This window comes from Roseovarius sp. EL26 (genome assembly GCF_900327775.1).
GTDB lineage: Bacteria > Pseudomonadota > Alphaproteobacteria > Rhodobacterales > Rhodobacteraceae > Roseovarius.
In genome coordinates this window covers 208,111-218,903 of record NZ_OUMZ01000005.1, presented here as the reverse complement: position 1 = coordinate 218,903, position 10,793 = coordinate 208,111, and the positions used below count along the sequence as shown (strand labels likewise).

Below are 10,793 nucleotides of genomic sequence, written 5' to 3'. Positions count from 1 at the left end.
TGGGTCAGGGCCTTTGCCCTAATCTCGCTTTTTCGCCCGCATCTAGCATTCCAACTGCAATTCCTGCGCAGCAATGGAACCAGACCGATTTGTGTACATAACGTGCGTACATCCTGTACAGGCTGTACGCATTTTATTCGGCCGCGACGGCCTGTTTACTGTTCAGGTAATCCAGAATGGCCTCAGCTGAATCGCGGCCGTCTTTGATGGCCCAAACCACCAAGGATGCCCCGCGCACGATATCGCCCACGGCAAACACACCGTCCATTGAGGTCTGCCCAGTGGTGAACTGCGCTTTGACGGTGCCCCAATCGGTCACCTCCAATTCGCCTTCATTCCAAAGGCTTGGCAGATCTTCCGGCTCAAATCCCAGCGCTTTGATTACCAGATCCGCAGGTTCATCAATCTCGGCCCCGTCAATCGGCTCAGGGCTGCGTCGGCCGCTAGCATCCGGTGTTCCAAGGCGCATTTGTTGCACTTTTACGGAATTCACCGGGTCACCCGAGAACGCCAATGGCGCGCTAAGCCACTGAAATTCAACACCTTCCTCTTCTGCATTTTGCGTCTCACGCTGGCTGCCCGGCATGTTCTCCCGGTCACGGCGATACAGGCATTTGACCGAAGTCGCCCCTTGCCGGATCGCCGTTCGAACACAGTCCATCGCCGTATCACCACCACCGATCACGACAACACGTTTGCCCTCGGCGTTCAGCTCACCGCTTTCAAATTCGGGCACCGTATCCTCAAAGTTCAGCTTGTTACTGGCGGTCAGATAATCAATCGCCCGCACAATCCCCTGCGCCCCGGACCCCGGACCCTGCAGATCGCGTGATTTATAAACGCCGGTCGCAATCAGTAACGCACTGTGTTTGCTACGCAATTCCTCGAATGTGATGTCCGTCCCGACATCGCAATTCATTACAAACGCGACACCCGCCTGCGCCAGTTGCTCTACCCGGCGCAGCACCACGTCTTTCTCAAGCTTAAAGCCCGGAATACCATAGGTCAGCAAGCCACCTGCGCGGTCGTGCCGATCATATACGGTCACTTGCACACCCGCGCGCCGCAACACATCCGCTGCTGCCAAGCCGCCCGGTCCTGCACCAATAATACCAACGGATTCAACACGTTCGTGCTGCGGTACAATCGGTTTCACCCAACCGTTTTCCCAAGCGGTATCCGTCAAATACTTCTCGACCGAACCAATAGTAACTGTACCATGACCCGATTGTTCGATCACGCAGTTCCCTTCACACAACCGGTCCTGCGGACAGATGCGACCGCATATTTCCGGAAAGGTGTTGGTCATCTGGCTGGTTTGATACGCCTCTTCCAGGCGCCCCTCGGCCGTCAGGCGCAGCCAGTCAGGGATATTGTTTTGAAGCGGGCAATGGGTCTGACAGTAGGGCACACCGCATTGACTACACCGACTGGCCTGCTCTTTGGCCTTTGCGTCGGCGTATTCCGCATAAATTTCATGGAAATCCTGATTCCGCTCCTCCGCCATGCGCTTTTGCGGCATGTCACGATCCACGGATACAAATTTTAACATCGGTTGCTTTGCCACAGCATGGCCTCCGGTTTCTCTGGTGTCAGAGCCTGTTTAGCGAATGCTTTGTAGAAAATAAAGTCATAAAAGTTTACCTATTATTAAAATACCTCCACCACACCGAGCGTATCGGAAACAAATTTTCAACATTTTAGGTCCGAGTCGGATTTAAATACGATCTTCCCAAGAAAACTCAATGGGTTATAGCTGTACCCCTAAGTTCAACGGAACCCACGCATGCCAATACTTCACCTGATCCTTATTGCCGCCATTCAGGGGCTGACAGAATTTTTGCCAGTATCGTCCTCAGGGCACCTGATTCTTTTACCCGCGCTGACCGGACTTGCAGATCAAGGTCAGGTGATTGATGTCGCGGTGCACCTTGGCACCCTTTTCGCCGTCATTCTCTATTTCTGGTCCGATGTCAGAGCCGCAATTCTGGGGCTCCCGCAATTGATGATGGGCCGGATCGACACTCAAGGGGCTAAACTCGCGCTCTTGCTGCTTGTCAGCTCGATTCCGGTTGTCGCACTGGGCCTGATCCTGCACATGACTGGACTCGATGAGATGATGCGGTCAATCAAAGTGATTGGTTGGGCCATGCTGGTGTTTGGTGTGCTGCTGTATTGGTCAGACCAGATCGGTGAAACCCATCAAAGCCAAAAGGACTGGAGCGTACAAGACGCAATGATCCTGGGCGTCTGGCAATCCATCGCACTGATCCCCGGCACATCTCGCTCCGGCATTACCATCACCGGCGCGCGTTTTCTGGGCTATGCACGGCGCGATGCGGCCAAACTATCAATGCTGATGTCGATCCCAACGATCATCGCCAGCGGAGCATACTTGGGCAGTGAGGTGATCATAACCGCCAACACCGCCCTGATCCGCGATGGCGCAATTGCTGCCTTCTTTGCCTTTTGGGCGGCATTGATCGCGCTCAGCTTGATGATGCGATTACTCAACAGCATCAGCTTCACACCCTATGTGATTTACCGGATCATACTGGGCATCGCCCTGTTGGTGATCGCCTATACCTAAATCAGCCGCCCAACTTGCCAGCGGATTCTTTGATCGCCTCGTATTGCCCGGCGGGGCGAAAACGCCATAAGTAATCTGGCAGAACAGCAGCCATCGCCACGGGCTTAATACCCAGCTCCTCAAAGCCGAGTGCGTCTTGCGCCACAACGTTGTCACGTCGCAGGCTTTTCACCTGATCACGGGTGATCTGAGCCGGCACGATGCCCAAAGACAAGGTTTGCGTCAACTCCATCACGCCGCCCAGAATGCCCGCAATCCAGAACGGAATATTCGCAATGAGACGACGGCGCCGAATGACATCCAACATCTGCTGCATCAATTCGCGGAAACTTTGCACGTCGGGCCCACCCAGTTCGTACACTCCTGCCCCAGCTTGGCCTTCAGCACCGAGCGCGGCAGCGGCAGCGACATCATCAACATACACCGGCTGGAATTTTGTATCTCCGCCCACCACTGGCAACACAGGACCCCAGCGTGTCATTCCGGCGAACCGATTGAAGAAGCCATCCTCGGTTCCAAAAACAACAGACGGGCGCAAAATCACAGCAGAAGGAAAATGCCCAAGAATTGCCGCCTCACCCAGCGCCTTGGATTGGCAATACTGGCTATCCGATTCCTCATCAGCACCAATCGCTGAAATATGCACAAGCTGACTAACACCATTTGCTGCAGCCCAACGTGCGATTCGCTCAGGACCTTGATGCTGAACAGCATCGAAATTATTGCGGCCCTTGCGGTCAAATGTGCCAACGCAGTTGATCACCGCATCCGCCCCCAGCATGGCGGCACGCACACTGTCTTCATCACGGATATTGCACAGGACCGGCTCGACCTGCCCAACAACACCACATGTTTTGACATGCATCGCCTCGTTCGGGCGCCGCACAGCCACGCGAACCCGCCAACCAGCCTTGGCCATCCGGCGCGCGATATAGCGCCCGACAAAACCCGACCCGCCGTAAATGGTGACAAGTTTCGACATCGGTGGCCCCCTCAACTCTGGCAATCTTCTGGTTTCTTCCTACCCTTCCCTGCCGCATTGAACAAGACAGCACAAAGATTGTGACAAAATGCCGAAATCGTCGTTGACACCATGACAGGTCAGGTCTAAATGCCTGCTTCACGACACCGGCCCAGGTGGCGGAATGGTAGACGCGCTAGCTTCAGGTGCTAGTGTCCGTATGGACGTGGAGGTTCGAGTCCTCTCCTGGGCACCATTCTCTCCACAAGTAAGGAGAGAACGATTGGCAAATTTTCTATACAAAAACGACCTGCCAGATGACCTTGACTTGGGTCCTGTTGTGGCGATCGATTGTGAAACTATGGGTTTGAACCCTCATCGTGACCGCCTGTGCGTGGTGCAAATGTCAGGTGGGGACGGGAATGCCCACATGGTACAGGTTGAGCTGGGCCAGACTAAAGCCCCCAATCTCTGCGCTATGCTGGAAAACCCGAATGTGCTGAAGCTGTTTCATTTTGGCCGGTTTGACATTGCGGCGCTTTACAATGCCTTTGGTGCCCTGACCGCCCCAGTTTACTGCACGAAAATCGCCAGCAAACTGGTTCGAACCTATACGGACCGTCACGGATTGAAGAACTTGCTGCAGGAATTGCTAGGTATCGACATCTCAAAACAGCAGCAATCATCGGACTGGGGCGCGCCAGAGCTGACAGCGGCGCAACTGGATTATGCCGCCTCGGATGTTTTGTACCTGCACAAACTACGCGACACCCTCAATACCAACCTGACGCGCGAAGGGCGCATGGGGTTGGCGCAATCGTGTTTCGATTTTCTACCAACACGCGCTCAACTGGACCTTGCAGGTTGGCCAGAGCAAGATATCTTTGCACATTAGATATGGCACAAAAGAACAACTTTCACTCGCAGCTCGTGGCTTGGATGAAAATCATCCTGCCACTGATCGCGCTTGGCCTGTTGTCTACTGTGTTTCTACTCTCGGAAAAAATTGACCCAACCAAAGCCATTCCCTTTTCCAAGATTGACCTTGAAAAACGCGCTCAGGATCTGGGGGCGACCAATCCATCATTTTCAGGCCTTATGAACGAGGGGCATGAAATGGCGGTTCAGGCCGTAACCGCCCTGCCCGACAAAAACGATGCGCAGAAAATATTTGCCGACACCGTCACCGCACAAATCGTCCTGACCTCAGGTGAGGTCATAGATATCGTTTCGGATACAGCTGATCTGCATCAGGCAAACGATACAGCCGCGCTGATGGGGAACGTGAATATCACAACCGCAGACGGTTATCGCGTTGTAACCGATTGGCTGAACACCAGAACCGATACGCTCTATGCCGACACTCCCGGTACGGTAACCAGCACCGGCCCTTTGGGTGATCTTGAGGCTGGGCGCATGATTTTAACCTCGGATCCGATCACCGGTGACGCACATTTACATTTCACCGACGGCGTGACGGTGGTATACCAGCCGCAAAGCAGTAAGGAATAAGTGACGTGTTCAGGCATCTGCAAACCATCTTGGCAGGACTAGTGATTTTAACAGCAGGTGCGGCATGGGCGCAAAGCGGCCAGATCGCCTTTGGATCCGAGCCGCATGACAACAGCCAACCCGTTGAAGTGACCTCTGACAATCTGGATGTTGACCAGACCGAAGGAACAGCTGTTTTCACCGGGGACGTGGTCGTCATTCAGGGAGAGATGCGCCTGTCTGCGCCGCGTGTTCTGGTCGTCTACACCGAAGACCGTACAGGTATCGAACGGCTTGAAGCCACAGGCGGTAATGTCATCTTGGTCAATGGCCCAGATGTGGCCGAAGGCGAGCGCGCTGATTATGATGTTCAGACCGGGCTGATGGACATGCAAGGTAATGTCATCTTGGTGCAAGAAAGCGGCAACACCGTAACTGGTGACAAGTTGCATGTCGACACCGCCGCCGGAACAGCCCGAATGAACGGACGTGTAAAAACGATTCTTCTGCCCTCCGAAGAGGGGAATTGAGATGACGCAGCCTGATCTGCAAGTTGCTCATACCAACGAGGGTCTAATCGTCGAAAACCTTCGCAAAAGCTATCGCAAGCGCGTGGTTATTCGCAGCGTATCGCTTAGCCTGCAGCAAGGGGAAGTTGTCGCGCTTTTGGGGCCGAACGGATCCGGAAAAACGACAACATTCTATGCTATTGCAGGCCTAGTGAACCCAGAAGGCGGCCATGTCTTGATTGACGGAGAAGACGTCACAAACCTGCCGATGTACCGCCGCGCCAAGATGGGAATCGGCTACCTTCCGCAGGAGATGTCAATTTTCCGCGGCATGTCGGTTGAGGATAATATCACCGCAATTTTGGATATCTCGGTTAGAGACCGGCACAAACGCCGCGAGCGGCTGGAAGAATTGTTGTCGGAGTTTTCTGTCGAACACCTGCGCCGCGCTCCAGCCCTTGCCCTGTCAGGCGGAGAACGCAGGCGGGTTGAAATTGCGCGCTGCCTGGCGGCAAATCCTCGCTATCTTTTGTTAGATGAACCATTTGCCGGTGTAGATCCGATCTCTGTCGGGGATATCCGCCATCTGGTCGCCGATCTAAAAAAGCGTGGCATTGGCGTATTGATCACCGATCACAATGTCCGTGAAACACTGGAAATAGTTGATCGCGCTTATATTTTGCATGACGGTCAAGTACTAATGTCTGGCAGTCCTGACGAAGTTGTCGAAAACGAAAATGTACGCCGGGTCTACCTGGGTGACAATTTCCGCATCTCTTGATTGCACCTGCAAATACAAAAATCCGATCACGTTCCATTAAATCGCATTGACATCCGATGCAGAAAGCGCCTCAATTGGGCTATGACATTGAGGCTTTTGCATGCTGTTATGGTTACGATCCCGTCTTCATGGGACCGCTTCCCGCAAGCAAAGCGAATGTTTCCCTTGAATCAATACTAAGACCAGCCACGCTGTTTTTGCGCGTGGTCGATCTGTATTGGTTCTAACAATGAAGGAGAAAAAATGCGCTATCAAATCAGTGGAAAACAGATCGATATCGGTGACGCACTGCAAGTCCATGTGAAGCAGGAACTTGGTTCCATCGTTCAGAAGTATGCCGAACGCCCGACCGACGCACATGTGATTTTCTCCAAAAGCGCCAGCGAATTTGTCTGTGAAACCATTGTTCACCTGTCAACCGGGCTAACAACACAGGCCAAAGCCCACGCGCATGACATCTATGCAGCATTTGATAAATGCTGTGATAAAATGGAGAAGCAGCTTAGACGCTACAAACGTCGCTTGAAGGACCACCATCGTGATCGCGAAGAACCCGTTGCACATTACGGCGCTTCCTCTTATATCCTCGCTTCTGAAAGCGAAGGACAAGAAACAGAGCCTGACAGCCTGAAGCCGATCATCGTCGCAGAGATGGAAACCAAAATCCCATCCCTATCCGTCGGCGAAGCGGTGATGCAGATGGAGCTGGCCGGAGCCCCGGTTCTAATTTTTCGCAACGAAGGAAAAGATGGGCTGAACGTCGTGTATCGCCGAGAAGACGGCAATATAGGATGGATCGACCCATAAGAGCAGTGGACGGCTTAGCGCCGTTCTGTCGGAGCGACGCACACTATGGATATAGAAACGATCCTGAAACCCGAAGCTGTTCGGGTTCTATCTTCGGCTTCCAGTAAGAAGCGCTTGCTGCATGAGCTCGGGGGCATCGCCGATAGCGTATATGGCGTGCCCCAATCAACAGCAATAGACGCGCTGTTAGAGCGAGAAAGCCTTGGGCCAACTGGAGTTGGCAAAGGTGTTGCGCTGCCGCACGCTCGACTACACGGCCTTGATCATGTTGTTGGCGCATTGGTCTTGTTGGAAAAGCCGATCGATTTTGATGCGGTTGACCGCCAACCTGTTGATCTGGCATTCGCGCTGTATGCGCCGCACAATGCTGGTGTTGAGCACCTCAAGGCTCTTGCCCTGATTTCTCGCACTCTGCGCAATGGTGCTGTGTGTGCTAAACTGCGAGCCAATCTGGATCCGGCGACCCTGTACACAATCATCACCGAAGCACAGACCGCACAGGCTGCCTAAACTCACTTCCAGCGATCAAATCCAAACATCACGTAGTCCCGCTGGTAAATTGTATTGACCAGCGACTCAATTTCGGCGTCATAGATCGCAGCTAGACCATAAGGTGTATCCGGCTCGCTTCGGGATACAAAAGCCTGACGCCCATAACCAAGAGCCTCTGACAAAGCAGGAAGTTCGGTTTCCAGCTCATCTTCCCGATAAACCTTATCCGGAAAGGCAAAGTTGGACATACCCTGCAACACAGCATTCTGCGTCGCCCAATGCGGATCGACCCTAATATTAGTTTGCCCAGACAAATTCGCCTTGAGAAATTCAAGAAATGCCTTGAATGCTGCTCTGTGGCCATCGAGATGATAGTCATCATGCGGAATTCTGCCCGGGATTGGCAGTTTGTAAAAATTGCGCAACTTTTTTCTAATCTCACTGAACGCGCCAGGCTGAACTGAGAGGATCTTTGAGCAAAATACAGCATGCGCCCGTGCAACAGGGTGTCGCAAGACTGTAAAGCTTCGATGACCGACATGCGCCGTCTTCCACTGGCGAAGCTGCTTTTGGTTCATCCCTGTTGGCAGAGCATCAGGATCAGCCCCATCCAACGCCGCCAGCCAATGGCGCACTTGTTTCTCGACCCCGGACCGCACAGGCATATATAACAACGGAGCATTAACTCCGGTGATGAACGATGGCACAGCAGGTCCGCGCCGTGGTTCAAAATTTGGTATTCGGCTCAAACCAAAATAGTCCAGCTTGCTTAAAGCTTGCTTCATCTCGTCGTAATTCGCGACTTTTTCACGCAACGGGCTAGGATTTTGTTTTTTGAGCGATCCATCAAATTTTTCCAAACGATCCGGCACCCCCAAAAACTGCGCCAGCCCATTGATAACGTCCAGATCCTGCAAATCTTCATAAGAGAGATAAAACGCGCTTTGCCCCGTGATCTGAAGACTGTTGAGCAACCGTTGCTGAAAAGTCTGTATCAGGCCCAGATACTGTTCAAACTCCGCAACTTCGAATGCTGCTAGTTCATCTTTGCGTCGTTTGACATTCGTTAGCTTCCATTGCCCAGTTGCCCGCGCAATTTTGAGTGACACATAACTGTCTAACGGATTACGGGTCAGAACAATTTTGGCACAACGCGGATCATCAAGGCACTGCTCCAAAACCCTTGGATCGTGGTCATTGAAAAACCGAAACCCGGCCAGAACCCCAGGCTGATTTTTCATCACATCCAATAATTTCTTGGGCGCCTTATCGCGTTCATTCAAGGTCATCCCCAGTAGATCATCGCGCTTTGGATAGCCGATGAAATGTGGGTTGAACGCCTCGCCATGACATTCAATCTCTGCCAGAGAATTTAGGTGACTTTCGAGCAGGTTTGATCCCGTTCGCATTTCTGCAAAAACTACGAAATAATCATACTTACCGGACATGTGCGTTATTGTACCAAATAGGGCTTAGGTTTCGGTTTGCTGTGGTCAGAAGTGTCATGCACCACTGAAAAGGCCCCCATCAGATAGGGATGCATTCCTTGGTTCCTAAGATTTTGTAGGAACTGTCCAAAGCCAGTCAAATCCACCATTTTGGGCACCTCAGCCAATCCACGGCCGCCCTCATGAGCGACCTCATCAATGATGCCTTGCAAAGGCTCCATCGGTGCCTCAATAAATTCGGCCATACTCCAAATCTTAACCTGCGCCTTGGTCTGTTGAGATTTGAGAATTTTCAAGTGTTTGCTTTCGATCTGTTGCAACCGGGCGGCCTCGCTGCGGATTTCTGCAAAGTTCGCATTGGATTTGAACAACGGCACTGCCCACGCCCCACTAATGACCGTTATGTGTGCATTCTGATCCCTGGCGATATCCCATTCTATATCTTTGATCGTATCGCGTGGGCCAAACTGAAAGCATTGCCGTTCACCCCGCGTATTCCACAACAGATTGGCCAAAAAGGCTCGTGGATTATAGTCTCGCAAAACGGGGCTATCGCTTAACGCGCCGCTCACCACCCGCAAGCCATCTGCAAACTCGGCCCGCTTAGGGGCAAATAAATGGCCATGCACCCGGGCTCCCGTTTGTTTAGCCAGCCAAGGTTCGAAATCCTCAAACAGGTCAGAAAACCCTTCAAATACCGAATATGGCGCACAGGTCAGTCCGTTTTCCCGGCCCTTCACTGGAAACCGGCTTTGCATATACAGGCCCGGTCGGCCATGAACACGACGATCAACTGCCTTGGCAAAAATACGGTCAATTTTTGCCGGGTTCGGCTCCCGCCGACGTGCCCCATTCTCATCCGCACCTAAAAACGCATCGTACAGGCGATTTGCAAATGGCCAAATTTTACGTGCCACGAAACAGTCAGACCGCCGCAATAGCTGCAGATGGTCATCGTAGAAAATATGCGGCTTGCCTTGATAATCAAACTTCGACAGCGTCAGAGAGCGGCTTTCAACCTGTGCAGAGTACAGCCTGACCAGTGTCTGAAAATAGCTTTCATCCGGGATCCACACCCTTCGAAAATACTGGTCATAAATCATACGATCAGGATCCAGCAGGATCGCGGCAAGTGTTTTCCGGGTCAGACACCACCATTGACTCCCCATATGGGGGACAATGCCATTGGGCAATACACGCTTATATCCAGCAAGCCTTTGCAACTGGACATATGTATCGAACAAAAACCGCTGCTTACGCCAAGAAAATGGGAACCGTAAAGTGAAACGCTCTTCATCCAGCCCCCCCATCGTCCAAGGCACATCAGCAGTCGTCACCGATTCAATAAAATCCGTCTGCGGATGCAAAGCCAGATAATCCACCAGCTCCTGCACTGGACGTAACGGCAAACAAGAGCCCGATGCCACGAACACATGATTCACTTGCGAGAAATCATCCAGCATCATCTGCGCTGCATCTTGTGTCGCCGCAACGATGCCCCAGGTTCCCCATTCACACCGGTGCCGTTTTGAAAATTGCACATCTGGCAAGGTTGACAGAGCCAGGACAAAGTCGTCATAGACTTTTCCGGATACGTTCTGATCAACATGAATAACCAAAGGGCAGCCGGCGGTCGACCAGTGTCGCGCGACCTGTTCCGCCCGGTCAAAGGCGGTGTGAACCAACATGATGATACCAACGCCCATGCTGTTTA

At 52.5% G+C, this 10,793-nt stretch carries 11 protein-coding genes and 1 tRNA gene; 8 read left to right on the top strand and 4 right to left on the bottom strand.

Annotated elements, in window-relative coordinates:
- Nucleotides 1-133 precede the first annotated feature (133 nt).
- Nucleotides 134-1,567 carry an NAD(P)-dependent oxidoreductase gene (locus D9A02_RS02970; RefSeq protein ID WP_174232023.1) on the bottom strand — a complete coding sequence of 478 codons (1,434 nt, stop codon included), beginning with the start codon at nucleotides 1,565-1,567 and terminating at the stop codon, nucleotides 134-136.
- Nucleotides 1,568-1,786: 219 nt separating this feature from the next.
- Here D9A02_RS02970 and D9A02_RS02965 point away from each other — a divergent pair, with 219 nt between their 5' ends.
- Complete coding sequence (locus tag D9A02_RS02965; RefSeq protein ID WP_120499480.1) at nucleotides 1,787-2,590, top strand: undecaprenyl-diphosphate phosphatase; 804 nt, start codon at nucleotides 1,787-1,789, stop codon at nucleotides 2,588-2,590.
- A 1-nt stretch (nucleotide 2,591) separates the two neighbouring features.
- Here D9A02_RS02965 and D9A02_RS02960 read toward each other — a convergent pair whose 3' ends face one another.
- Nucleotides 2,592-3,572, bottom strand: coding sequence for a complex I NDUFA9 subunit family protein (locus D9A02_RS02960; protein ID WP_120499479.1), 981 nt, complete (start codon nucleotides 3,570-3,572; stop codon nucleotides 2,592-2,594).
- A gap of 149 nt (nucleotides 3,573-3,721) precedes the next feature.
- On the opposite strand from D9A02_RS02960, the gene D9A02_RS02955 reads away from it, so the two are divergent.
- The 7 genes from D9A02_RS02955 to D9A02_RS02925 all read left to right on the top strand — a co-directional run bounded on the left by D9A02_RS02955 (nucleotide 3,722) and on the right by D9A02_RS02925 (nucleotide 7,649).
- A tRNA-Leu gene (locus tag D9A02_RS02955) sits at nucleotides 3,722-3,807 on the top strand.
- A gap of 27 nt (nucleotides 3,808-3,834) precedes the next feature.
- A complete protein-coding gene (locus D9A02_RS02950; protein ID WP_162932941.1) occupies nucleotides 3,835-4,446 on the top strand; it encodes a ribonuclease D in 612 nt (203 codons plus the stop codon).
- Nucleotides 4,447-4,448: 2 nt separating this feature from the next.
- Nucleotides 4,449-5,063 (top strand): LPS export ABC transporter periplasmic protein LptC, encoded by a 615-nt coding sequence (lptC, locus tag D9A02_RS02945; RefSeq protein ID WP_120499477.1) that lies wholly within the window; start codon nucleotides 4,449-4,451, stop codon nucleotides 5,061-5,063.
- A gap of 5 nt (nucleotides 5,064-5,068) precedes the next feature.
- Nucleotides 5,069-5,572 (top strand): lipopolysaccharide transport periplasmic protein LptA, encoded by a 504-nt coding sequence (gene lptA / locus D9A02_RS02940; RefSeq protein WP_254054530.1) that lies wholly within the window; start codon nucleotides 5,069-5,071, stop codon nucleotides 5,570-5,572.
- Between the two features lies 1 nt (nucleotide 5,573).
- The gene (gene lptB, locus D9A02_RS02935; RefSeq protein ID WP_120499476.1) at nucleotides 5,574-6,332 is read left to right on the top strand and encodes an LPS export ABC transporter ATP-binding protein; all 759 of its coding nucleotides are present in this window, start codon (nucleotides 5,574-5,576) and stop codon (nucleotides 6,330-6,332) included.
- Between the two features lie 243 nt (nucleotides 6,333-6,575).
- Nucleotides 6,576-7,139 carry a ribosome-associated translation inhibitor RaiA gene (raiA, locus tag D9A02_RS02930; protein ID WP_120499475.1) on the top strand — a complete coding sequence of 188 codons (564 nt, stop codon included), beginning with the start codon at nucleotides 6,576-6,578 and terminating at the stop codon, nucleotides 7,137-7,139.
- Nucleotides 7,140-7,184: 45 nt separating this feature from the next.
- Nucleotides 7,185-7,649, top strand: coding sequence for a PTS sugar transporter subunit IIA (locus D9A02_RS02925; protein ID WP_120499474.1), 465 nt, complete (start codon nucleotides 7,185-7,187; stop codon nucleotides 7,647-7,649).
- Between the two features lie 2 nt (nucleotides 7,650-7,651).
- Here D9A02_RS02925 and D9A02_RS02920 read toward each other — a convergent pair whose 3' ends face one another.
- Nucleotides 7,652-9,079: a sulfotransferase family 2 domain-containing protein gene (locus D9A02_RS02920; RefSeq protein ID WP_120499473.1), complete on the bottom strand. Its 1,428-nt coding sequence runs from the start codon at nucleotides 9,077-9,079 to the stop codon at nucleotides 7,652-7,654.
- Between the two features lie 5 nt (nucleotides 9,080-9,084).
- On the bottom strand, nucleotides 9,085-10,785 hold the full coding sequence (locus D9A02_RS02915) for a beta-1,6-N-acetylglucosaminyltransferase (protein WP_120499472.1): 1,701 nt from the start codon (nucleotides 10,783-10,785) through the stop codon (nucleotides 9,085-9,087).
- Nucleotides 10,786-10,793 lie beyond the last annotated feature (8 nt).

What these genes read in the sequence shown, in the direction of transcription:
- D9A02_RS02965 (WP_120499480.1), top strand. Translation starts at nt 1,787, where the DNA reads ATGCCAATACTTCACCTGATCCTTATTGCCGCCATTCAGGGGCTGACA.
- D9A02_RS02960 (WP_120499479.1), bottom strand. Translation starts at nt 3,572, where the DNA reads ATGTCGAAACTTGTCACCATTTACGGCGGGTCGGGTTTTGTCGGGCGC.
- lptC (WP_120499477.1), top strand. Translation starts at nt 4,449, where the DNA reads ATGGCACAAAAGAACAACTTTCACTCGCAGCTCGTGGCTTGGATGAAA.
- lptB (WP_120499476.1), top strand. Translation starts at nt 5,574, where the DNA reads ATGACGCAGCCTGATCTGCAAGTTGCTCATACCAACGAGGGTCTAATC.
- raiA (WP_120499475.1), top strand. Translation starts at nt 6,576, where the DNA reads ATGCGCTATCAAATCAGTGGAAAACAGATCGATATCGGTGACGCACTG.
- D9A02_RS02925 (WP_120499474.1), top strand. Translation starts at nt 7,185, where the DNA reads ATGGATATAGAAACGATCCTGAAACCCGAAGCTGTTCGGGTTCTATCT.
- D9A02_RS02920 (WP_120499473.1), bottom strand. Translation starts at nt 9,079, where the DNA reads ATGTCCGGTAAGTATGATTATTTCGTAGTTTTTGCAGAAATGCGAACG.
- D9A02_RS02915 (WP_120499472.1), bottom strand. Translation starts at nt 10,785, where the DNA reads ATGGGCGTTGGTATCATCATGTTGGTTCACACCGCCTTTGACCGGGCG.